Origin of the sequence: Pseudoalteromonas luteoviolacea DSM 6061, assembly GCF_001625655.1 — a bacterium.
Taxonomy (GTDB): Bacteria; Pseudomonadota; Gammaproteobacteria; order Enterobacterales; family Alteromonadaceae; genus Pseudoalteromonas; species Pseudoalteromonas luteoviolacea.
In genome coordinates this window covers 55,069-80,551 of record NZ_AUYB01000112.1, presented here as the reverse complement: position 1 = coordinate 80,551, position 25,483 = coordinate 55,069, and the positions used below count along the sequence as shown (strand labels likewise).

General features: G+C 45.5%; 13 protein-coding genes. 8 read left to right on the top strand and 5 right to left on the bottom strand.

Annotation, left to right across the window (positions count from 1 at the left end; all coding sequences use genetic code 11):
* Nucleotides 1-140 precede the first annotated feature (140 nt).
* The 7 genes from N475_RS15880 (at nucleotide 141) to N475_RS15850 (ending at nucleotide 17,365) form a co-directional block, all read left to right on the top strand.
* Complete coding sequence (locus N475_RS15880) at nucleotides 141-3,311, top strand: non-ribosomal peptide synthetase (protein WP_227008459.1); 3,171 nt, start codon at nucleotides 141-143, stop codon at nucleotides 3,309-3,311.
* A 68-nt stretch (nucleotides 3,312-3,379) separates the two neighbouring features.
* Nucleotides 3,380-8,971, top strand: a complete 5,592-nt coding sequence (locus tag N475_RS15875) for a non-ribosomal peptide synthetase (protein ID WP_063365571.1) — start codon at nucleotides 3,380-3,382, stop codon at nucleotides 8,969-8,971.
* The gene (locus N475_RS15870; protein ID WP_063365570.1) at nucleotides 8,968-12,768 is read left to right on the top strand and encodes an AMP-binding protein; all 3,801 of its coding nucleotides are present in this window, start codon (nucleotides 8,968-8,970) and stop codon (nucleotides 12,766-12,768) included. The genes N475_RS15875 and N475_RS15870 overlap by 4 nt, the downstream gene beginning before the upstream one ends.
* A gap of 193 nt (nucleotides 12,769-12,961) precedes the next feature.
* A complete protein-coding gene (locus N475_RS15865; protein WP_063358494.1) occupies nucleotides 12,962-14,476 on the top strand; it encodes a PepSY-associated TM helix domain-containing protein in 1,515 nt (504 codons plus the stop codon).
* The gene (locus N475_RS15860) at nucleotides 14,476-14,784 is read left to right on the top strand and encodes a hypothetical protein (RefSeq protein WP_063358493.1); all 309 of its coding nucleotides are present in this window, start codon (nucleotides 14,476-14,478) and stop codon (nucleotides 14,782-14,784) included. The genes N475_RS15865 and N475_RS15860 overlap by 1 nt, the downstream gene beginning before the upstream one ends.
* Nucleotides 14,784-15,056 (top strand): hypothetical protein, encoded by a 273-nt coding sequence (locus N475_RS15855; protein WP_063358492.1) that lies wholly within the window; start codon nucleotides 14,784-14,786, stop codon nucleotides 15,054-15,056. The genes N475_RS15860 and N475_RS15855 overlap by 1 nt, the downstream gene beginning before the upstream one ends.
* Nucleotides 15,057-15,259: 203 nt before the next feature.
* Nucleotides 15,260-17,365 (top strand): TonB-dependent siderophore receptor, encoded by a 2,106-nt coding sequence (locus tag N475_RS15850; protein WP_063358491.1) that lies wholly within the window; start codon nucleotides 15,260-15,262, stop codon nucleotides 17,363-17,365.
* Between the two features lie 224 nt (nucleotides 17,366-17,589).
* Here N475_RS15850 and dhbA read toward each other — a convergent pair whose 3' ends face one another.
* Genes dhbA through N475_RS15825 form a run of 5 tightly spaced genes read right to left on the bottom strand, consistent with a single transcriptional unit; the run spans nucleotide 17,590 to nucleotide 23,367 of the window.
* Complete coding sequence (gene dhbA / locus N475_RS15845; protein ID WP_063365569.1) at nucleotides 17,590-18,354, bottom strand: 2,3-dihydro-2,3-dihydroxybenzoate dehydrogenase; 765 nt, start codon at nucleotides 18,352-18,354, stop codon at nucleotides 17,590-17,592.
* A gap of 11 nt (nucleotides 18,355-18,365) precedes the next feature.
* Complete coding sequence (locus N475_RS15840; RefSeq protein ID WP_063365568.1) at nucleotides 18,366-19,679, bottom strand: condensation domain-containing protein; 1,314 nt, start codon at nucleotides 19,677-19,679, stop codon at nucleotides 18,366-18,368.
* Nucleotides 19,679-20,545, bottom strand: a complete 867-nt coding sequence (locus tag N475_RS15835; protein WP_063365567.1) for an isochorismatase — start codon at nucleotides 20,543-20,545, stop codon at nucleotides 19,679-19,681. The genes N475_RS15840 and N475_RS15835 overlap by 1 nt, the downstream gene beginning before the upstream one ends.
* An 8-nt stretch (nucleotides 20,546-20,553) precedes the next feature.
* Nucleotides 20,554-22,155, bottom strand: a complete 1,602-nt coding sequence (locus tag N475_RS15830; RefSeq protein ID WP_063358487.1) for a (2,3-dihydroxybenzoyl)adenylate synthase — start codon at nucleotides 22,153-22,155, stop codon at nucleotides 20,554-20,556.
* Between the two features lie 6 nt (nucleotides 22,156-22,161).
* On the bottom strand, nucleotides 22,162-23,367 hold the full coding sequence (locus N475_RS15825) for an isochorismate synthase (protein ID WP_063358486.1): 1,206 nt from the start codon (nucleotides 23,365-23,367) through the stop codon (nucleotides 22,162-22,164).
* 362 nt (nucleotides 23,368-23,729) lie between these two features.
* On the opposite strand from N475_RS15825, the gene N475_RS15820 reads away from it, so the two are divergent.
* A complete protein-coding gene (locus N475_RS15820) occupies nucleotides 23,730-25,355 on the top strand; it encodes a cyclic peptide export ABC transporter (protein WP_063358485.1) in 1,626 nt (541 codons plus the stop codon).
* Nucleotides 25,356-25,483: the final 128 nt, after the last annotated feature.

Here is a 25,483-nt window from a genome sequence, read left to right as displayed (position 1 = left end):
AGGTTGTGGGCAAAATAGCCTCATTTTAATGCATTTTACTGGGCGTCTTGCGCGTCGATGTTATTGGCACCAAACCTTGAGGGACATGCACATTATTGGTTTTTCATAATGGGCTATTTGGATGCGACTCAGTGTGCCAAATGGCTCTAATTTTACTGCAAGAGACATTTGGCATGATCCAAGAATATATCGATGCGTATCCGCAGGGCCTTGGCCTGAGTGTTCAACAAAAACAACATGTATCAAAGCAAGATGATGCCGCAATAGCCGTGCACAGTGTTTTGGTGCCAATCGATTCAAGTGTAACTGAGACTGAGTTGACGCAGCGCGCTGCTGTCATTGCACAACAGCAACTAATATTACAATTTGCGTTTACTCAAGTAGAGGGTTTCAGAGGCATTCGCCAAGTGCCGACCGCGCAGCACAATATACTCTGTGAAGATATTGTGAGCCGCACAGATTTGGCCGCCACTGAGCAAGCAAAACTGATCCCTATTTCTATGGACGTGGCACATGGGCAAAATATTCAAATCAGCCGTTTTGTATGCCAGCAGCAAACGTATTTATTAGTACATGCCAATGCACTCGCGTTAGATATTGCCAGCGTTTATGAATATATTGGTCAATTACTCAATGGTGTAGATGACGAAGCTGAAGCTATTCAATACCCTGATTTTTTAGCTTGGCTTGAAGAGATGAATGAATCGCCCGAAGCGGCACAAGGGGCGGCGTATTGGCAGCAGTTCAATGCAAAACTTCAACCCCTTGATAATCAATTTCAGTTACCATATCACAAAGCTCCTGACACCACTGACTTACGCACACAACAAAGTCATGCCGTAATGTTAGATGACTCTACCGTGCAAGGTATTGAGAACTTGGCGGAGCAACTGGAGTTAGATAGTGAAGTGATTTTGCACGCCACTTGGTGGATGCTACTTGCACGCATTAGCAAAAGTGCAGGGTTTAGTGCTGCGCTTGGCTATGATCCAAGACAAATGAGTGAAGAGCTTGAAGGCGCACTTGGCGTATATCAATTACACCTGCCCGTTGCTATTGAAGTGGACTCTGCACAAACACTGAAAGCGTGGCTGAGCCAATTTGCATTCCAGTTTGAGCAACACCTTGAGTGGGCTGAAGCCTATCAGGGCACTGAGAAGCAAGAATTAACCTGGTCACCAAGCTGTGTTATGCAAGTATGGCATGGCGAGTCTTATGGTCAGCTATTGCGCTTAGACGACAGTAGCGAATTGCATTTAACTTGTGTGCTACAAGAAGCGGGCGCACAAATGATGCTGCGCTATGACAGTCAAGCATATAGCGAAGCCGCCGCAGAAACCTTACTAGCGCAATACCAACAGTTGTTAGCTCAGCTACAAACACATCTCGATACCGCAGTAGGCGAAATCAACATTGCCACCGAGCAAGAGCAACAGCGTCACTTAGGCCTCAACAAAGCAGCAATAGAAGTCCCTTTGCTGTTCGACAAGATTACGCATTTTGCCGCGACTCAGCCAACGCAGTTAGCTTTGACTGATGGCCAGCAAAGTTTGGACTATGTGTCACTGGAGGCGCGTTTGCTAAGTATTGCGAATGTACTGCAAGCAAAAGGTGTAGCGAGCAATGATATTGTGACTGTTGCTTTGCCGCGCAGCTTCGAGCAGGTATTAGTGATATTGGCTATTCAGCGCTTGGGTGCAGCTTATTGCCCAATCGATCCAGTTTGGCCACAAGCTCGACAGCAGCAAATCATCGCTGCGGCAGGTGCCACTCGACACATTGGTGCTGAGCAAGGAGAGGAAGTACTTGGTTTAACTGACTTACTCAGTGAAGCCACACAATTATCGGAGTCGCAAGCGATCGCATTGCCCAATGCGCAGCAGGCAGCATATGTGCTGTTTACATCAGGTTCTACCGGCACACCTAAAGGGGTCGTGATCGAACACTCACAATTGGCCCATTACTGCTTTGGCTCAAGTGAAGCAATGAACCTAGGCCAACAGCGCTATGGTTTAACTTCTACAGTGGCAGCGGATATCGGTAATACTTGCCTATTCAATGCCTTCTACAATGGCGGTAGTCTTGTGGTTGCACCTGAACAGGCTGTAATGGAAGGACAAGCATTTGCACAGTTTGTCAGTGCACAGCAAGTGGAAGTCGTTAAAATTGTTCCGTCGCATTTACAAGCGCTGTTAGAAAGTGAACCAAAAGTACTGCCCAACAAGCTGATCTTAGGCGGTGAAGCGAGCGCACCAACATTATTACAAAAAATTCATCGCTTAAGTCCAAATACAGAAGTATTTAATCACTACGGACCGACCGAAGCGACTGTGGGCGTGCTGTCTCATCAGTACCACGACTTATCAAGCTTTGCAGGTACGGTAGCTAAGTTGAGCCAAGTATTTGCTGGCACTTCTATCTTCATCCTAAATGAATACGGTGGATTATGTGCAGTAGGCGAGCAAGGTGAGCTACACATCGCGGGGACGCAGTTAGCGCGTGGATATTTGGGTAAGAGCGAGAACGAAGGTTTTATTGCAAATAGCCAATGGGCAACTCGACTTTATCCTACAGGAGATGTTGCACGTTATATGCCCGATGGCACCATTAGCCTGTCGGGTAGAAAAGACGATCAAGTGCAAATTCGAGGCTTTAGAGTTGAGCCAAATGAGGTGGCAGCGAGCGTGAGTCGCTGTTTAGAGTCAGTTGGTTGTTATGTTATGGCACAAAACTTAAGCGGTCAAACTGCATTAGTGGCGTACCTTACTGGCTTTGAATATCAAGATAATGCTGTATCTGGCCTATTAGACGGTGAAGTAAACCAATATTTGCAAACGCATTTGCGTGACCATTTACCAGAAGCCATGGTGCCACAATTTTTCATCGCGCTCGAGCAACTTCCTCTGCTTGCCAACGGCAAGGTTGATCGTGGGCAACTACCCAAAGCCAATGAATTGCAAAATGTGGCTTATGTGGCACCAAATTCACAACTGGAAAAATGGTTAGCGGATTCAATCGCCGACATTTTAGAAGTCGAGAAAGTTAGCTGTGATACCAGTTTCTTTGACTTGGGCGGTCACTCTCTGGCGGCCATCAAGTGGGTAACGCGGATTAAAAAGCAACTATTAATGGATGTGGACCCAGGCATCATTTTCGACAATGCCACTATCGTGAAATTGGCAGCGGCGTTGAGCGCACAACATACAGATGCGCAAAAGCTAGAAAAAATTGCCATGACACAGTTAAAGCTCGCCACGCTCTCGCCTGAGCAACGCGAAGCGCTACAACAAAAGTTGGGTTTAGGCAGCTAACCGCTTAATCAAATCAATCTTTACATTAGGGAGTCAGTGACTCCCTTTTCCCTTTTTTAGAGATACACATGAACAACGACGATATTCTTGACGCACTGGCCGATGAATTAGACCTAGATTTGCTTGGTGAGTTATTTGCAGAGCAACCTGAAACAGATAGTGAGATCCCTCGTCACTCGGATAACTTTGGTCACCTGTCATTCCAACAGCAACGATTATGGTTGCAACAACAGTTAACCCCAAAGTCTATTTCATACAATGTGCCGCGCGCCTATTACATTGAAACTGAGCTGGATTTAGCCAAACTACAAGTGGCGTTGAATGCACTTGTAAATACCCATCAGGCACTAGCAACGCGTTTTAGTGACGACAATACGCCTATTCAGCATTTAGTTGATAATGCACAGGTACCGCTGTGCGAATTAACTTTATCAACAACTCAGCGCGAGTTGCCAGCCGTTGAAGTCTTGTTATCAAATGTGGTTACAGAGTGGTTTGCGAGGCCATTTGATTTGTCGTTCGCGCCGTTACTGCGCGCAGCGTGGATTGCGTATGGCAAAGGTGGCATCTTACTACTGGATAATCATCACATTGCCAGTGATGGTTGGTCGGCTAATTTAATTTTACGTGATTTGGCCCGAGCATATTTTGGAGAACAACTTACTCCCACGAGGTTGCGTTATTTGGATTACGCGCAGTGGCAGCGTGATGAACTTGAAGCTGAGATGGGGCAGCACGCATGCGATTACTGGCGTGAGTATGTGGATTTTGAACCACAACAACTGAATGTGCCAAAGGTCAATGCTGTCAATGAAAACCGTTACGCCCTATTGGCTAAAGCTCAAGTATCTACTGAATTGACGCAGTCTTTACGTGGCCTGTGCCAGCAATATAGCTTGACCTTGTCCTCACTCTCTATGGCGCTTTACCAAGTCGTTCTATCACGCTTTAGTGATGCACAGCAGTTTTTACTCGGGGTACCAACTGCGGCACGAAACCACCCGGATATCAGCGAAATAGTAGGCTTTTTTGTTAACACTCAGCTGTATAAAAATGAGGCCTTACCCGAGCGCTCATTAATTGAAACCGCACGTGCGGTACAGCAGCACACCTTGGCTGTGATTGATCACCAGTTGGTGCCATACGAGTGGTTGGCAAGAGCGCTCAACTGGCAGCAAACAGGTGAGCAAAGTCATTTTCAAGCCATGTACAACTTTTCAGAGTATCAGCCCAGTACCGATGGCCCGATGCCATTGCCATTGACGCCGATTGTGGTTGATCAGTTTGAGGCTAAATTCCCGTTATCATTAGAGGTCATTGAGCAAGCAGAGAGCATTTTAATTCAGTTTGAGGGCGATCCTAAGTACTACGAACAGTCGATGTTAACGAATTTGTTAGAAAGCTTTTTAGCCTTGGCTAAACAACTTGTCTGTGCCCCAGAGGAGCCTTTAGGTAATGCATCACTGGCTGTAGAACAAGTGCTAGCCAGTGTACAGCCAAGCTCTGTGGCAGCGAGCTATATGTCACAATTGTCTATGCAATTCTCTAAGCTAGCCGAGCAAGTCGCTGTGGCGGATATACGCGGTGAATCGCTGACCTATAAAGACGTGGATGTGCGCAGTGCGCAATTAGCGAATTACTTAGTGGCGCAAGGGTTACAAGCTGAGCAAAAAGTCGCACTGATGTTTAATCGCGGCAGTGACATGTTGGTAGCGACTATAGCGGTGATGCGTGCTGGTGGCACTTATGTACCAGTCGATCCTAAGCTACCGCAATCTCGCATCGACTACATTCTTGAGCACAGTAATACTAAACTAGTGCTGCATAATACAACACTGCAATTACCACAAACTATCACCGCATTAGATACCGCTAAACTATCACTGGCGGGGTATTCAGGTGTAGCACCTGCGGTGACTATCCATCCTGCACAACTTGCATATGTGATCTATACCTCTGGCTCCACAGGTAAGCCAAAGGGAGTGGCGATAAGTCATGAAAACCTCAGTAACTTTTTGGCTGCAATGCAAGCACAGTTTGCGCTAGAAAATAGTGACAAAGTGCTGGCGCTCACTTCTTTGTCGTTTGATATTTCCGGACTGGAGTTACATCTGCCATTGTACGCTGGTGCGCAAGTATTAATTGCAGATCAGCAAAATGATCTGAGTGAGTCGAGTCTGGCTGACGTCTCGTTAATCCAAGCAACCCCAGCAGGATGGCGTGCACTATTGGCTGAAAATCTGATCCAGCGTCCAGTATTGGGACTGTGCGGTGGCGAAGCGCTGCCGGTTGAGCTGGCACAGACATTACTGTCTCATGATGTGACGCTGTGGAATATGTATGGTCCCACAGAGACCACTATTTGGTCATCATGCCAACAAGTTGTCGACACATCAATTCACTTAGGGAAGACCATTCGTGCTACTCAGTTCCATGTGTTAGATAGCGCTTTAAACCCAGTACCAAATGGGGTTGCTGGCGAGCTTTACATTGCCGGGGAAGGCCTTGCGCGTGGTTATTTAAATCGTCCTGAGCTCAGTGCTGAGCGTTTTGTTGCAAACCCGTTTTGTCATGCAGGTAGTCGACTTTATCGCACGGGTGATTTGGTTAAATATACGCATACAGGGGATTTGGAATATCTCGGACGCACCGATCATCAAGTGAAAGTGCGTGGCTTTAGAATCGAGTTAGGTGAAATCGAAGCGCATTTATATCATCAACAAGGAGTTTCTGAAGCTGTGGTGGTAGCAGAAGAACTACCTACAGGCACACGCCTTGTTGCTTATGTGGCCGGTGAACAGCTTGAAAGTGCGACTTTACAAACTGAGTTAGCGCAAGAGTTACCCCATTATATGGTGCCAAGCGTAATTGTTGTGCTGGATAAATTACCTCTTAATAACTCAGGTAAAATTGATCGCCACGCACTTCCTAAGGCACAGGATAGTCAGGGAGAGGGTTTTGTGCCGCCGGCAGACGAGCTAGAGCAAACCCTAGCACAAATCTGGCAAACCGTGCTTAAGTATTCACCTATTGGTCGCGACGATGACTTCTTTGCTCTTGGTGGTGACTCTATCGTTGCATTGCAATTGGCGAGTCGGATCAGCGCATCGCTTGAGCTGACTTGTTCCGTAAAAGATATTTTTGATGCGCCAACGGTCGCATCACTAGCAACGCACCTGAACACCGCGTCTGCCACACAATTACCAGCGTTGATAAAAGTAGATAGACAACCCAGCTATGCGCTTGCGCCTGCGCAAATGAGTTTATGGCTCGCCGATCAAATGGTTCAGTCTCAGGACAAACATGCATTCAATATTTCGGGGGCGGTAACGCTGCGTGGCATTTTGGATGTAACGCTATTACAGCAGGCATTTGAGATGGTCATCGCTCGCCACGCATCTCTTCGTATGCGCTTTGAAGAGCACCTTGGTGAAGCCAGCATGGCGGTTGCTGACGAAGTGGCATTTAAGTTGGCGGTTCATGACTTGATGAATATGGCACCTGATGCGCGACTAGCGCAGCGCGATAAACTACAAAAGTTATTCGAAGATCAGGCATTTGATTTGGCGAGTGCTCCTTTGTTGCGTGCGATGTTGGTCAAGCTAGATACGCAAGAGTATCTATTATCGGTAAGTATGCATCACATTATCTCTGATGGCTGGTCGACAGGTGTACTGATTGATGATTTGGGTAAGGCCTATCAATCATTGCTTTCACAGCAGCCGCCAAGTTGGCAGCCGCTGAACATCGATTATGTTGATTATGCGCATTGGCAGCAAGCTCTACAAAATGGCGAACCGGGACAATTGCTACGTGATTACTGGCGCGACCATTTAGCAGCTGCGCCTCACAACAGTGCATTACCAAATCATTATCCGCGACCGGAGCAGTTGAGCAATGAAGGTGGTTTGGTGATTGGCGCCTTTGATGCAGATCAAACTAAGCGTTTAAAAGCGTTTGCGAGTGAACATCGACTGTCACTAAACGCGCTGCTGTTATCTGGTTATTTCTTGTTCTTACATGCTATCAATGACAAACCTGATGTCATCGTTGGCAGTGACTTTGCAGGGCGAGAAAATCCAGCACTTGAAGCGCTCATTGGCTTCTTTGTGCGGGTTTTACCGCAGCGAAGTAAGCTCAATAACGACTTGTTAATTATTGATTTTATTAAACAAACTCAAGATGTGTCGCTGCAAGTTATGGCTAATCAGGCATTGGGACTTGAGTCGCTAACTGATTTGATAGATACACCGAGAGTGAACAATATACAACCGCTGGTACAGCAGTTGTTTGTGATGCAAAACACCCCGCAGCAGCAATGGCCGATGAAAGAAATCAGCCTAGAAGCAGTAGATAGTTTAAGTACGATTAGCAGTAAATTTGACAGTGCGCTCTTCGTCATTGAGGCGGATGAGTTGCAATGCCAGTGGGTATTTAGAAAACAGCTATATAACCCAGAGATTATGCAGCAATGGTTGGGGCGTTGGCAGCAATGCGTGTTGCAACTCATAGAGATGAGCGAACAGCCTGTTCGCAATGTAATTTCGCCAATGATTCAGGAATTTAAAACTATGCAAAAAGCCGCCCGAGGAAATTCATTTTCAGGATTAAAGAAAGGTCTTAAAAAACGTGCGAAGGCACCAGCTGCGCCAATAAAAACATACTTTTTACCAGAGACTGAGCAGTTTCCAATTCTCGTAGAGCCGACGTCCCCAGATCTTGACCCAATTAGTTGGGCAAGCAATAACCGTGATGTAATAGACGGTTACTTACAACAGTACGGCGGTATCATCTTCAGAAATTTCGCGCTTCAGTCACCACAAGAGTTTGAGTCTTTTGCTGATGCAATTCAGCCCGGTTTATATGGACAATATGGTGACTTACCGAAAAAAGAAGGTGGTAAGAAAACCTACAAATCGACACCTTATCCAGAGCGCCAGATGATCCTTTATCACAATGAGAGTTCACATCTAGGAAAATGGCCACGCAAGCAGTGGTTCTTCTGTGAATTGCCATCAAAAGTAGGTGGTGCAACACCAATCGTTGACTGCCGTCGTATGCTCAAGGAGTTGCCTGAAGAATTGGTTGCGAAAATTAAAGAAAAAGAGCTGCTATATGTGCGCAACTTTATTCCAAACTTGGATGTAGCTTGGCAGGATTTCTACAAAACAGATGATAAGGCCGAAGTAGAAGCACGATTGACCGCGAGTAACACAGAGTTCCGTTGGCTAGACAATGGTGGCTTGCAAACTCGAACCAAAACACACGGTGTGATCAAACACCACTTAAGTGGAGAAGAGTCTTTCTTCAATCAAGTACAGCTTCATCACGAGTCTTGCTTGGAAGAGAGTGTGCGCAACGACCTCATTGAAATGGTCGGCCACGAGTATTTACCACGTAACGTTTTCTTTGGTGATGGCACGCCAATCAGCTACGAAGAAATGGACATCATCGGTGAGGCATATGAACGTTGTGCAGTGCGATTTGACTGGCAAAAAGGCGACGTTGTGATGTTGGATAATATGTTGGCAGCCCACGCTCGTGACCCTTATGAAGAGCCACGTAAAATTGTTGTGGCAATGGGGGATATGGTATCCCAAGAGCAGTTGGCAGCAGCGAACGCAGAGCAAAATAACGCTGAGCAGGAGTGTTTGGCATGATCGCTGAATACGTCGAAGAATATCAGCAAGGGGTAGTGTTAACAGCCAATCAGCAGTGTTTCACTGCTGGATTGGCACAGTCGGTTCCGCTTGTACAGCTGCTGGTACCTTGCTCAGCAACACCAATAGATGTAGAGCGCTATGCAGACACACTCGTACAATCGCATATCAGCCTTGCGTCGAATTATCAGCAAGTTGCAGGCTTTAAAGGTTTGCGAGCAGTGCCTAGCAACAGTGCAAAAATTGCTGTCGACACCGTTCAGTGGTCTCAATCGGATGTCCCAAGCCTTGCTCAATTAGCATTACTTTCACCGGTGGATTTAGCTCCACAAAGTGGTTGCAATTTACAACTGACGGTTGTACAAACTCGTGAACACAGCTTTATCGCGTTGCGTGGCTTTGCAGGTGCTGTGGATTTGCCGTCGTTGGAGATCATTGCGGATATCATCAATGGTCAACCTGATGATGAAGAGGCGCTTCAATTCCCTGATTTTGTTGCATGGCAGCAAGAAATGTTGGAGGAAGAAGAAGGGTTAGCAGGGCAAGCATTTTGGCAAAACTACCTAAGTGGGGATTTACCTTCTGCGTTGCAGCTACCTTATGCAATGAGTTCGCTAAGTGAAGGTGAACGTAGTTATACGCAAGTCCAACATGCTGTGGATGTCAGTGTGTGGCAGGGTATCAATCGCTATGCCATGAAATTCGGAGTGTCGAGTCAGCATATTGCGCAATATGCATGGTGGTGGCTCATGGCTCGATTGGCCATAACGCCGCGCTTTTTGACCGCGCTACATTATGATCCACGCCAAGAGGATGAAGCATTCGAAGGTGCGATTGGTCGTTACGCAAAAGCACTGCCTCTGGTAATTGAGTATCAACCTGAGCAATCTCTGGAAAGTTGGCTTGCAGCGCTAAATGAACAATGTGAAAACCATCGTCAGTATGCTTTGAGTATCACTAAAAGCCAGTTGAAAACCGCATGGCAAGCCACTGACTATGGGTTTGCCCAATCAAAATCTCAACCCGATTGGCAAACAAACCTCATTCATGATTTAAATTTGGCCATTGCAGCAAATGGAGCCGTGACGCTAAATTATTGCCAAAACAGTTATTCACCAGCGGCGGTAACCAGTTTACTGGCACAGCTTGAACAACTGCTCAGTGTCATCGCTTCGGGTGCTGCGAGTGGCCAAGCAAAAGATATCAGTATCTTGAGTGATATCCATAAATCTCAACTACTGGCCATCAATGGGCCTGTACCTGAACAACCAGTTGAGAACGTGGTACAACGCATTCAGGGTTTTGCACAGTCACAGCCGAATGAAATCGCTTTGAGCGATGAAATTGGTTCACTTAGTTATGCCGAACTGTGGCAACAAGCAGAGCTTGTGGCAAAAGGTTTACTTGAGAAATCAGCAGATAATGTGCAGCCAGTTTTATTACTGTTACCAAGAAGTACCAGTCTTATCGTCGCGATGCTTGCGAGCATGCGCGCGGGTCTTGGCTTTGTGCCACTAGATCCGAGTTGGCCACAAGCGCGCATCGATAAAGTGCGTGAGCAATTTGACGATGCAATGGTAATTGCGGCGTCAGCCGATCAAGGTGTGAGTTTAGATGCGTTAAAAGTGGATACAGGCACAGCACTACCTGAGCTCGCATCTGTGGAAAATAAGCTGGCCTATACAATATTTACTTCTGGGTCGACGGGAACACCTAAAGGTGTGCGTATCGGCCAGCAGCAATTAAGTGCTTATTGCCATGCATCTAGTGAAGCACTTGGTTTAGCAGCTCAGCAACACTTCGCTTTAACTGCGACCGTGGCTGCGGACTTGGGTTATACCTGTCTATTTAACGCTTTGTATTTAGGTAAAAAACTTTGCATAGCGAATGAACAGCAGAGTATGGACAGCACCGCATTCAGCGCATTTCTAGCACAGCACCAAATTGATTGTATCAAGATTGTTCCTTCGCACTTACAAGCACTGTGTGATTTAAAAGCATTGCCATACTTCCCGAAGAAGGTCATTTTAGGAGGGGAGGCCTGTCCAAATACCTTCCTACGTTCGTTGCAGCAATGGTCGCCTGAGATGGAAGTATATAACCACTATGGACCGAGTGAAGCAACCATAGGCGTGATGTCTCATCGTCATCAAGCTGGTGATGGCGGAGTCGCTAAGCTTAGCCAAGTGTTTGCTGGTACCTATACCTATGTACTTAATCGTGATGGCAAATTATGTAGCTATGGCGAAGTGGGTGAACTTTACGTTGCAGGCGCACAGTTAAGCGAAGGTTATCTGGGACAAGCTTCTAACCCAGCGTTTTCACACCATGAATTACTTAATCAACGTGTTTATGCCACTGGTGATTTAGCGCGATATATGCCAGACAATTCAATCATGATTTTAGGGCGCAAAGACGATCAGGTTAAAGTCCGTGGTTTTAGAATCGAGCTAGGCGAGGTGGCGAATAGTGTTGAACAAGTTACGGGTATTGAGCATTGTTTAGTCATCGCAGATAAAGTGGATGGCCAAGTGACTTTACATGCCTATATTGTTGCGAATCAATTTGCGCCAGGCGCGCTTGATAGCGAAGCTACGGCTGCATTGCAATTGCAATTATCCCAATCTCTACCGGATGCCATGGTGCCAGCGGCATTTATGGTCGTGGCTCAGTGGCCACGGTTAGGAAATGGCAAAGTGGATCGCAAAGCACTGCCTTCATTTGCGACTCAGACAATGGCCTATGAAGCACCACAGGGTGACTTAGAAATACGCTTAGCCGCGATATTTAGTGAAGTGCTGGAGCTTGATAAAGTCAGCCGCAGTATGTCATTTTTCCAGCTTGGCGGGCATTCAATTTCGGCGATAAAACTGGTAAAACGTTGGGCGGACAGAGAAGCTACAGAGCTTCATTTCGATTTAGGGGTGCTCTTTCAAGCACCGAGTGTTGCTCAGTTGGCAGAAGCGTTGGCAGGCGATAAGGCACAAGCAATTACGCCGCTGAATGTGCACAAGGCGGGTAACCGTCAGGTGATCTGTTTCCATGACGGATTGGGTTTAACATTGAGTTATCGTGAGTTGGCTCAACAGCTTGATGAAAAAGTGAACTTATTTGCTTTGGTACCAACTGATGCAGACCTTGCGGCAAACGATTTCGATCAACTTGCAACCATGTATGCTGACAAAATTGTCGCACAGTTTGCGGGTGAACAAGTTGAACTCTTAGGTTGGTCTATGGGTGGACTACTTGCGGCAAAAGTGGCTGGGCTCCTCGAGACCGCAGAACTGCAAGTAACCCAGCTGTATCTGGCGGATTCTTGGATCCCAACGACACAGCAGCGTTCAGTGACCCAATTGCAAGCCATCACGGAGTTCTTAACCCTTGTGGTAGATAATGGCGGTGAAGCATGGACAGAGCGTGTTCAAGCACACTTTGCGCCTTTATTGGTTGAGTGTGTAGATGAGGGGGTACTGAAAGAGCACCTAAGCGTATTTTGGCAATCCCAAAGCGCGCAGCTGCCTATGCCTTATAGTGCCATTGACGCCGTTCAGTTGGCTCAGACCTTTACAACTACACAAAGGCTAAAGCATCAGCGTGAAAATGGCTGTACGTTACCAAGTTTGCCAGCTGGTTTGAAGGCTCAAGTGTGGTGGTCGCAAGAACGCTTAGACAGCGATGTTGATGTTTACAGCGCTCAGCTGTCGGCAAATGGGGCTACTCTATTAGCGCAAAAGTTGTCATGTAGCCATCAACAAGTGGTCAGCCATGCTCACCTAGTTAAAGCTATAGTGCAGTAAGCTTTAACCGCGGTCTTAGGTAGACCTGTACATTTCTTTTTAGGGGCGTTGGGAAACTAACGCCCCATTTTCTGTTATTTATCGTATTTTTTTAAATTTTCTTAAACTTAATTCGTCGTTGCCAAAGTGGTGCATTTTTGGCGGCTCCATGGTTCAAAAAAATCGTGGTCGCAGAATAAACAGGAAGGAGTTTATGGATAAAAAAACGCTGACCCAATTAACTAAGCAGCATTCTGTTTTAGGTGCAATCAGCGCCTGTATTCTTACCATTGTTTTTGTTTGTGGCAGCTTACTTTTTTTCCGTGGTCAATTACTCAACTGGCAGTTTGCATGGCAACAAGATAATCAACTAGAACGAGCGATGTCTTGGCAAAGCGCAGTAACCGACCTCACTGAGACAGTACCTGATTTCGTCAATCAGCGTATCACGCTCACTACAGATCCCCAGCACACTCACTTATTCCAAATTTATGTGGGGCACGATGATCGTTTGTTGTATAACAATCAAACCCAGCAGCTGTTTGGTCAAGATTCGGCGCAGCAGGCAGCGTCCGATTTTTTGTATTTTTGGCATATCAATTTTACCACGCACATAGGTACAGATATTATCGCTTTGGCGTGTATTTTTCTGATTATGGTGACAATTAGTGGCATTTGGATACGCTGGAAAGATCTTGTAAAGAAGTTTCACCAATATCGGGCTAAGGGCAAATCTCGTGATGTATTTAAAGACAGCCATGTATTGCTCGGGCTTGGTGTTTTACTATTTATGCTCATGTACGGCTGGAGCAGTGCATATTTTAATGTCGGCTATGAGATTAATGGCCCCGTTTATCATGAATATGCGAAAAAAAGCGGTGAGAGTTACTGGGATGAATTAGGGTTTCCACGCAAACCAGATAATTATGATATGGACGCAGTACTTACCGCAGAGCGACTTAATCAAATTATAACCGATTACCAGCAGGCCTATCCTGAAATGCGCATCGCGCGTTTTGATATTTATCCTAGACCTTGGGTACGACTTAGAGTTAGCGGGGAGTCAGATCGTAGCTTTGAGTTTGTGACCGCATTTTACGATGTACACGGTAATTTATTGTATGAACCTGAGCGTAAGCCACTAAATGATGTTTACAATATTATGGTGCAGCTCCATGAGGGGCATCTGCTTGGTAAGTCATCTCACTTACTCTACTTTGTTCTGTCTATGATGGCGATTGCAGCCATGTTGATTGGTAACTTGTACTGGTTGGCAATACGGGAGCCAAAGCGCGCTGGGCAAACAGTGTTTAAATTGCAGCGTTTTTGCCTAGAAGCGGGCACCTGTGGTGCCTTGCTAGCGGTGGCTTTGCTGCTGGTTTGCACACGTTTGTTTAGTCAGGGTGAGCCGCTATTGGTCATGACAAATCAGCTTATAATCATTTTAAGTTTGCTCGGATGTGGTTTCTTGACTCTTTATTTCAAACAAGCAAAAGACTCTGCGCACGCGGTGCTACAGGGGGCGGGTGTGCTGTTTCTGCTGTTACCATTGATTGATGTTATTCGCTTGGCACTAGGTCATGAATTGTACAGCTTTGTCAGTCGAGATATGCTGACGGTTAACATCGCTTTTTTTGCCTTATCTTGTTTGAGCTTTGGTTTAGCCACTGTAGTTGTGCGTGTCTCAGATAAAGTTAAAAAACGCAGTATTGAACTGGAGCCAGCCTAATGGTTGCATGGTTTGGTTATGTCCTAATTGGGTTTTTATTATTTAGTCAGTCAAAATACTGGCCTTATGCACAAGTGCCTTTATTTAATCGCCTTTTTGCTTTGGTAACGACTACGCAGGTATTGGTGGTGAGCATCGTGTTGCTCACCGTTATCTACTATCTGCAAATGGGCTTTATTGCAGCTATATTTTTGGTGTTGTTTGCGATCAGTATCGGCTTACCTGTAGTGGTTATGATGGGGCACCATAGAGGTACAGCCCCCGTGTTGATGCTACTAACGTTGGCGGCCATAGGAGGCGTTTTATAATGCGCATTTTGAACTTTGGTGTATTGCTGGGGCTTGTTGTTGGTTGGTTGCTAGTACGAGGCGGGATTTGGTTGAGCCTCGATTTATTTGGTTTTGACTTTCACAGTGTTTTGACTATCTCGGAATTGTTCAGCATTGTGATCATTGCAGGTATCGCATTTCATTTTTCTATGTTGGGAGATTATAAGTCCCAAATTATGCTGGCCGCCAAGTATTTAGCGCCCATGGGGGGATTGTTTGTTGTACTATTTGGTATAAATTCATTGCCATAGCTTTCCCCTTTTCTCGCATGTATTAATATACTCATAAATATTTTTAAACACATAAGGTTATGATTTGGTTGTTATTTTTTTAGTCTTTTAATTATTGTCACCGCAAAAGACACAAACACGCTAAATTTTTAGAATATTGCATCGTCTGCCCTTCAGTAAATCAGCATTTTTATCTCGACTAGGATAAGGGAGTCAAACGGCGTATGAAGCAATATTCTACGATTGCAAAAGCGGTGTGTATTGGGCTACTGGCAAGTAGTTCTTCAGCAGTATTAGCAGATGATGCGAAATTAGATTTAGAACGTATTGAAGTGGTGGGTAAGCACCATCGTGATGTGGGCGCAACAGGTCTACCACTGGCAATTGGTGATACACCTCAATCAATCTCAATTGTTGATAGCGAGTTTATGTCTTTTCATGATATCAACTCAGTTGGTGACGCGCTTTCGCACAGTGCAGGTGTATTTGCTGAGAACTCATTAGCTAATCGTTCGCGTTTTGTTTACTCTCGTGGTTTTGAAATTAACCGCTACCTTATCGATGGTATGGGTGCGGGTAGTAGCCCGGTAAACAGTAACTTATTAGACACCAGCATATTCCAAAGTGTAGAAGTTATCCGTGGTTCAACGGGGATGCTACAAGAAATTGGCCAACCTTCTGGTACCGTTAATCTAGTACAAAAGCGCGCTTACAACACCACAGGTGGCTCGGTTTCTGCTGAGTATGGCTCTTGGAACAAACGTCGCGCCGAAGCCGACGTGAATGTTGCTCTGACTGATGATGGCTCTGTTCGCGCGCGTACTGTGCTTGTATATGATGATGCCGAATCATTTGTAGAGCGTTCCGGCTCTTTACGTAAAGTACTTTATGGCACATTGACTGCTGACTTGACAGATGATCTTCAAGTATCTGTATTTACTAGCCATCAAAGTGATGACCTAGATGCAATGTCTAATGGTTTACCGTATAGATTTATTACTGGCGAGCGTGTAACTGCTGGTATCGAACTGAACTTCTATCCTGATTGGGCGACGCAAAGCACGACTCAAGAAAACTTAATGGGTGAAGTACGCTATCAAATCAATGACAAGTGGAATGTGGTTGCGCGTACACACAGATCTGAAATGAATGATGACCATTTATACACAGATCTAGATTTCCATCTAGAGCGCAATGGCGACTACTTCTTGTATTTACGTGATAACAGACGTGACTATACATCGGAGCGTACTGAGTTCAATATTAATGGTCAATTTAGCCTATTCGGACGTGATCATGATTTGAACTTCACCTTTGCAGACACCGAGTTTGAAGAAGAATATTGGAGTTACCGCCCGGTCGGTGGAGCTGGCGGTAATTTCTTCGCAGAACATGCGCAGCAGCCTGCACAGGCAAAACCTGAGAAACCTGCATTTGACTATGAAAATGGTGCTTTAACGCATAGTCAGTTGGAGTCTCAAAGTCTACGTTTGGCATTGAACTTAAACGTTACTGACAGCTTGAATTTCTTGGTGGGTGCAAACTACAAAGACATCGAAGCAAAAGGTGTATCACGCAATGTTGCGAGTCAACGAGACTTCTCTGATACAAATATTTACTTCGGTGGTGTGTATCGCTTCAATGAACAAACGATGGTTTATGCAAGCTACACAGATATTTCAGATCAGCCTGCACACTATGATAAAAACAACCAGCTTCTAGACTCGCCAGTTGGTAAAAATAAAGAAGTTGGTGTGAGATACGCGACACAAGATGACGCGTTCACCGTAGATGTGGCTTACTTTGATATCAGTCAGGACAACTACCCTGTGCGAGTGGCTGCTCAGGATGATTCTGGTGAGATCTACTATGTAGGGCAAAGTGGCATTGAATCTAAGGGCTACGAAGTTGAAGTGACAGGCCATATTACAGAGCAGTGGTTTGCTTCAGCGTCTTATGCTGATATTGATGTATCAAACCCAAACTCTTTGATTGATAGAACCATCATTATTCAACCGAAAGAAGTCTTTAAGTTCAGCTCTTTTTACGACTTTGACAATGCATTACAAGGTTTACGCATCGGTGGTTACCTGACTTATGCAGGTGACCGTAAAGGCTTTAATGGCCTAGGTCGTGGCACAGAGTATTTTGACGTGAGCTCGAATACTCTATTAGGTTTCTCTGCTTACTATGAATTCAATGACGCACTAAGCGCTAAGTTCAATATTCACAACCTACTAGATAAAGAGTACGACGCTAAAATTGCATTCTTGACGGTTCGCCCAGGTGACCCACGCAACTATTCACTTCAGTTGACATACTCATTCTAAATACGCGATATAAGTGCCTAAAGCTAGGCACTTAGCAGTGTATATTCGCAGCACAAAGCCCCACAGATGTGGGGCTTTTTTGTACCTGGAATTCGTTTACGAGGTTAGGAAATTTTAACGAAGGACTGGAGGGTAACAAGGCGAAGAAAAAAAGCCACCCGCTAAGGGAAGGCGGCTTTGCGTTGTGTGGTCAAATCGTTGCACTAAACGAGGCCGATTAGTGTTTAAAATGTCGCGCCACCATCAATGGTTAATACTTGCATGGTGGTATGTGACGAGAGATTGGATGCTAAAAATACTGCACTGTGTGCAATTTCTTCGGGTGTGGCGATTTTTTGGAGTGGAATCCCCAGTTTGTATTGCTCTGCAAATCCGTCAATAACACGCTGTGCACCTTGCTCGTCTTGCCACATTCCCGTTTGCATAGGAGTCAAAGTTGAGCCTGGCGCAATAACATTACAGCGTACGCCAAAGTTGGCCCATTCAATACCTGCGGTCAACGTTAACTGGGTGGCTGCAGCTTTAGAGGCACAATACGCCCCCATTTGTTGGCGCGGGGTGTCTGCCGCGTTTGAACCAATTGTTACCAAACTACCCACACGCTGTTGTTTGAAGTGGGCACCACAATGCTTGATAAAGGCAAACAGACTAGCGGCGTTGACGTTGTGGCAGTGCTGCCACTGAGAGAGGCTTAGTGCCTCTAATTCTCCCATCTCGAGCACGCCAGCAACATAGATTAAATTATAAGGTGCCAACTGTTGTTCAATGAGTTCTGCTAGTATTTGTTCGACTTGCTCTGGTTGGGCCAGGTCGCACACAATTTGCTTGTATAAGGCGTCTGGTTCGCTAAAGTGGCGGTCAAAGCCGATTACCTTGGCGCCCAATGCGTGAAAGTGTTTTGCCACAGCAAGGCCAATGCCTTGCCCAACCCCGGTTACCCAGATGATCTTGTCGCGATATTCGGCATTTAAAGCCTGTTCAAATTGCATCAACTGGCTCCTTAGAGATATTTTTGGCGAAGTATTTCTGCAACCTCGCTGAGCATCAGTTTAGGCTGTGAGGCCCAAATCTTAGCGGCAGAAAAAATACGCGCCTGAATATTTTGGGTGTCGGTGTCATCATAGCGAGCGACGTTGCAGTCAAAATCGACCGTTGCGGGTTTATCTGCTAATAAGTGAATTTGTAGCATTATATCGTCTGTGGTGCCGGCACTAAGAATATGACTTATGGTTTCTACCGAGCCGTACTTTGGTGCATTTGCAAAAGGCAGTAGGTTGACTGTTGGGCCAATAATACTCAGTGATTTACCCTGTTTCTGTCGGTCTCTCTTGAGCGACTCGACGCGGTAACTTTGCACTTTCTTGAGTGCTTTAATCTGACTATTTATAAGTGTTGCAGCGGTACTCAAATCGGTATTTGGCGTCAGTGCTAGTGGCAATGGCAAGACGTTACTTTGCACGCAAGGGCAGCTTAATTCAGGCACCGCTTGGCGGTTCATCATCACAAGACCTAAGGTCACGTGATACTGCTGATGCTGGGCTACCAAAGATGCGGCAATAGCGGCGAGCAATATTTCGCTGCTGGTAGTGCTTGTGACCTGTGCAGCGGATTGAATGGTGTGCCAAATCGATTGCTCAAATGTAGCCGTAAGACGCTTGTTAGGCTCTGCAACATCAGCTTTTGAAGCACTGTAGGAGTTTACTTCGGGCACCTCATCAAGCCACTGGTTCAGCGTTTCTTTGGCTTGTTTCTGCTTCGCTAGAAATGGTTCACTGTTGTGTAAATCGAGCAGTTGCTGTTGCTGAGTAAAGCGTAATTTAGGTAAGGGCTTACCTTTGCTCAACGCGTTATAACAGCGATTCAGTGACTGAGAGAATAAACCAAAGCCATAACCATCTAAAAGCAAGTGATGGGCAACTATCAATAAATAATCTTGCTCTGGTGCGCGCAATAAAAACAGTTTTATGAGTGCGTCTTTGCTTAGATCAAAAGGTGTGGCCAAATGTGGTTTGGCAAAGTTTTGGGCAAAGGTTAAAACGTCTTCAGGGTCGCTAGCCAGTTCTTGGCTGATAATGTCAGGTACGGTGTCATTGGCGAGCAATTGTGGCGTGTAATCATCACTGCGTATAAAGCGACAAGCAAGCGTGTCGCTTGCTTGCCATACATGTTGCAATGATTGTTGTAGCCAGCTTGCCGAGATCTTACCTTTAAACTCTAAGCATTCGGCAACATTGAATAGCTCACCTCGACCACTGATAGTATCGAGCAGCCACATAGCATGCTGCGAGTCGGTTAGTGGGAGAGGAGTGTGCATTAGTCTTCCTTACGTTCTTCTAACAGCTCTACCCAAGCTGCTAACGTTGGGATTTGTGCTAATTCAATAAAATTGGTTTCTATGCCTTGCTGTTGCCATAAAGAAATCAAGTTCATCACTTGCACTGAGTCGAGTCCGTAATCGATCAGACTTTCGTGCTCATCAAATTCATCTTCCTCACAATCTATCAAAGTGAGAATGTGTGCTTTAAGTCCCTCAAGTGAAGTAAGGTCCTGACTCTCAGTACCTAAAATCTCAGACATAGAAACGACTTTACCACAGCGTTTTGCAACAAAGTTAAGCGCCATCATATGCTCTTCTTTGCTGAAATCAGCGATGGCATCAGCCACCAAAAATGGCTCAATGTCACGCATAAATGCGTCGACCGCAGTGGTCATTACGCCAATATGGCCATAGATCCCAACAATCAATAGCTGATCGCGCTGCTGGTCGCGCAGTTGCTGTTCAAAATCACACTTTTGGAAAGCGCTATAGCGCCATTTTGTCAGTACAACATCTTTGTCAGTAGGCGCTAAGGCATCGACAATTGGTTGCTGTGCTGGATCCTGTAAACCAGGTCCCCACATATCTGACAGTAAGCCTCGTTCATGCTTGCCTTGTTTGATCGGTTGAGCCGTGTAGTAAACAGGAATGCCATGTTCGTAGCAGTAGGCTTTAAGCGCCTGAATATTTTGGATCATGGTTTCGATCAACGGATTGTCTTCACCATAAAAACCCACAAAGTAATGTTGTACATCATGGATCAACAGCACCGCACGCGCGGGATCTAAATCCCATTCAACACGATTTTGTGGTAACTCTGCGTCACGTGGCAATGGGTAATGATTTAACTTTGGAATGCTCATGTTGTTCTCTATTGTTCGAAAGTGGCACGCAGGGCTTTTTTATTCACTTTACCCACGGCAGTTAACGGTAGTTGTTCTACAAATTTAAATTTGTCAGGCACTTTGTAATCGGCAATCCCTAACTGGCGTAGATACTTACGCAAAATCAGTGTGGTAAGCTTTACGCCCTGATCGGCAACGACAAACGCACAGCTTTTTTCACCCAACGCTTCGTCAGGCATCGAGACGATGGCAACTTGTTGGATCTGCGCATGGCCAAGTAAATGATTTTCGACTTCTTCAGCGGCGATCTTCTCTCCGCCACGGTTGATCTGATCTTTGTCCCGACCTTCAACGACCAAATGACCTGATGGAAGCTGTTTGACAATATCGCCTGAGCTGTAAAAACCGTCCGCATCAAATGCACTGGCGTTATGTGCGGGTGATTTGTAATAACCTCTAAATGTATAAGGGCCACGGGTCATTAAACGTCCTGACTCGCCCGGAGCTACCGGTGAACCGTGTTCATCAACAATTTTAATTTCGTCAAGATCGCTGATTGGTCTGCCTTGAGTGGTCAAGATCAGCTCTTGATCGTCGTCGTAGCGAGTGTAGTTCACCAGTCCTTCAGCCATCCCAAAAACTTGCTGTAGTTGGCAGCCAAGTACAGGAGTCACTTGTTCTGCAACACTGCGACTGAGCTTGGCCCCTCCTACTTGGATCACTTGTAAGCTGCTGAGGTCTGTGTTTGTCGCACTGGCATGTTGTAGCCATAGTTGCAGTGCGGGTGGTACCAATGCACTGTGGGTAATGCCAAAGCGTTCGATGAGTGGAAAACACACCGTGGGACTTGGATCATTGGCTAAGATCACTGTACCGCCCGCAATAAAAACACCCAGTGCGCCGGGTGAGCTGAGCGGAAAGTTATGTGGTGCTGGCAGTGCACATAGATAGCGTGTGTCGCCATTTAGTTCACAGATCTCTTTACTGGCGACCACCGAGTAGAGGTAGTCGTTGTGTGTGCGAGGTATCAATTTAGGGGTGCCAGTACTACCGCCTGATAACTGGAAAAATGCAACGTCTTCTGGGTTAAGATCGCGTGCTATAAACGTATGTTTATGCAGGTACCCTTGTTTGAGTTCGCTGTTTCCTTTGCTGTGATCGGTAATGATCTTGGTCAAACATGAAAAACGGTTGTACAACTCATGACTAAATTGTTCATCTCCAAATAGCGAGTGTGCTGATGAGACGATCATTACTTTTGGTTGCAAAATTTCGCAATAGCTTTGCAGCTCGGTGCGTTGATGATTAAACAGTGCACATACAGGCGCAACGCCGAGCTTGAGCAATGCAAAGTAAGTTATGTAGAACTCTAGACTGTTTGGCAGTTGCACAATGGCGGTGTCGCCGTGTGTCAGGCCTTGTTCGGCAAAGTAACCAGCGAGGTTGTCACTGTATGTGTTCAGCTCTGTATAGGTGATTTGGCGTTGCCCGTCAGCAACTGCGATACCTTGACCGTTCTTGTCTAATTGTTCAGACAAAATAGAAGTCAAAGGCTTGTCCTGCCAATAGCCTTTGGCACGGTATTTTTTAGCCAGTTCAGCTGGCCAGGGTGTATATTCGATGCTCATATTTTTTTACTTGTTAAAACTGGAATAAGCTTGCTGTACCGATAGGGCATTCAGCATCGTTTTAAGTTTGGCTTCGGTTTCTAGCCATTCGGAATTAGGATCGGACGCAGCAACAATGCCGGCACCCGCGAATAAGCGTGCGACTTGTGCTTTGAGTTCTCCGCAGCGGATCACCACAACCCATTCTCCATTGCCATGTTGATCGCACCAACCAATGATCCCAGAAAATAGACCGCGATCATGACCTTCAAGATCGAGGATATGTTGATAAGCTGGCTTAGTGGGTTTGCCACATAATGCCGGCGTAGGGTGCAGTTGGTTGGCCAAATCTAATATGTGGGTTTGAGGATCTTTTAAGTGTCCAGAGATCACTGTAGACAAATGCCACATGGTCGCCGTGCTGAGTAGATCTGGCTCTGCCGGGATCTTTAAATTGTCACAGACGGGTTCCAAAAGCTGACGCATATCATCGATCACGACGGCGTGTTCATAGCGATCTTTTTTAGAACTAAATAAAACGGATCGTCGCTGTGCCTCAACCTTTTCACAGCGATCTCGAGGGATCGAGCCGGCCAATGGGTTACTGGTTACCGTTTGATCCTGCTTTCTTAACAGTAACTCAGGGCTTACGCCCATTAAAACTGCGTCGTTTTGTGTTGGAAATGCGAAGTGATAACCCGACTGACTTTGTTGTAAAAGCTGGTTGAGTACATGCTTGCGATTGAGTGGTTTTGAAAACTCTAAATCAACTTGTTTACTCAATACAATTTTTTCGAGCTGGTTGCTATCAAATAACGATTTGGCGTCTTTGACTGTTTGCTCAAAATGAGTGCGATCTTGGAGGTATCGTACTGCTTGCAGTGAGTTATTCGTAGCATCTAGCTCGGTCACTTGCGCATTGAGCCATTGGCTATAAACATTTTTATCCCAACGAGCCACTGTTTTTGGAATGATAAACTGGGCATTTTGATGTTTACAAAAAGGGAGTACGCCAAAGGCAATGGCATTGTCACTGTCACCTTGGTGTGCACGCAATTGCGACTGAAGTTCTTCAACTAAATACTCAGTGTTGGCAATGGGAATATTAAAACGATGTTTGATACCGTGGCCAAGCAAACAGCTATTGCCAGATACAAAAAGACAATCTTGATCTAATAGAAACTCGCCCAAAGACTGAGCTTGCGCTAAGTTGGATATTTCGCCAGCATGCATAATTTAACCTTTTTGCGTTGTCATACGACTGCTGCAATGAATGCGGTCAGCCCTCAATGTGTGTTCAAGACGTGTCAATGACAAAAAGATTTAGTGCTAGGTAAGATTGTTATGTTTTGTGCATATTCGCGCCGGAGTGATCAGTGCTGAAAAGTTGTCTAATAAATGCGGCACTTTGGCTCAAGTAAAGAGTGTAGCGATATGAATTTGCGCCTTAAAAAGCTGGTGTTGAGTGATTGACTGACATCAAACAACATGCAAATTCTCGTGCGCTTTATAAAAGCACACCAGATTATGAATTTTTTTGCACAGCTCTCGTCCTGTATCTAGTCCTATTCTTAATTAACTAAAAGAGAAGTAACGTGCTTGCTAATCTAATTCGCGCCACCTGGTGGCGTTTTGTTGCAACAGCCGTCACCAGTACCTTGTTTGGTCTGACGAGTGTGGCACTGGTTGCGCTGATCAATGAAATCATCAACAGCTCGGCGGATGCGCGTTCCGAGCAGTTTACGTATTTTGCTATATTGGCAATTACAGGGGTGATTTTGCAGCTTTGCTCTAAGGTATTTGCCGAACAGCTCACTGAGCAAAGTCAGGCAACAGTCAGGAATCAAGTCGCCGAGCATGTGGTCAATGCTGAGTTCAACGATGTTGAAACACAGGGCGCTGGTAAAATTAAGTCTTGTTTGACCGAGCATAGCTTACGTGTTTCGGAGTTCTTTCAACGTTTACCGGGCATTTTAACTAATGCAATGATTGTGTTGGGCAGTTTTGCATATATGGCTTGGTTAGACTGGCGCGTGTTTATCTTTGCAGTCTTAACTTTAATTATAGGATCTGTGGGGTATAGCTTAGCTAATGCCACGGCATTTAAAAAAGTGACAGAAGCTGCACGGATCCAGGACACGCTTTATAGCCAATTTGACTCTATTTACGACGGTGCAAAAGAGCTGAAATTACATAAGTCTAAGCGTCGAATTTTTGTTGAACAAGTCATTGGAGATACCATTACGCTTCTGCGTACACGTCGAGTGCAGGGGGCGACGATTTATCACTACGCAGCCTCTTGGGGTGGGTTTAGTATTTTTGCTTTCATCGGTGGGGCGCTGTACTTCTTATCTGGACAGGGCAGTGAAGCGACCAAAGTTATGTCGGGTTTTGCCTTATTATTCTTATATATGTTGACGCCATTAGAGGTCATGCTCGCAGCTATTCCAAAGGCAGCAGCGGCCAAAGCATCCGCGAACACCATTACTGAAATGACCACGGAAATGCACCTTATTGCACAGACATCTCAATCAGAGCTGACGCAGTTTAACAAGATTGAACTTAAAGCACTCAGCCATGGCTACTATCACGAACAAAGCGATGAAGTATTTGCATTAACGCCGATTGACCTGACGATAAATACAGGTGAAATCATTTATTTGGTGGGTGGTAATGGCAGCGGAAAAACAACCTTCGCTAAGCTGTTATGTGGTCTATATCCAGCAAAAGAAGGTGATTTATATGTAGATGGTAAGCATATTACAGCTGCGCAACTTGATGGCTATCGCCAACTATTTAGCGCTGTGTTTAGTGACTTCCACTTATTTGACAGATTGCTTGATTGTCAGGATAAGGTATTGCAAGAGAAAGGAAATGCGCTGATCAAGAAGCTTAATCTGCATCACAAAGTGGCCATAAAAGATGGTGCGTTTACCACGCAAAAACTATCTCAAGGACAGCGTAAGCGTCTTGCGTTGGTAGTGACCTATTTAGAGGATAGGCCGTTTTATATCTTCGATGAGTGGGCGGCCGATCAGGATCCCGTCTTTAAGGATGTATTTTACAAAGAGTTGCTTCCAGAACTTAGTGCCAAAGGTAAAACCATTTTTGTCATTACGCATGATGACAAGTACTTCAACCTTGCAGATAGGTTGCTACGAATGGAAAATGGCTGTTTAACCGAATGTACTAGTCATCTCTCTAGTAAATTGGCTGTGTAATCAATAGCAGTTATGTACTTACAGATACGGAAGCGCATTGGCCGCTTCTGTATCTGTCATGTAATCAGTATTGTTGATATTGCTTTTACAATTTGACTAAACAAAACCTCGCTTTTCTCCAATCTTGT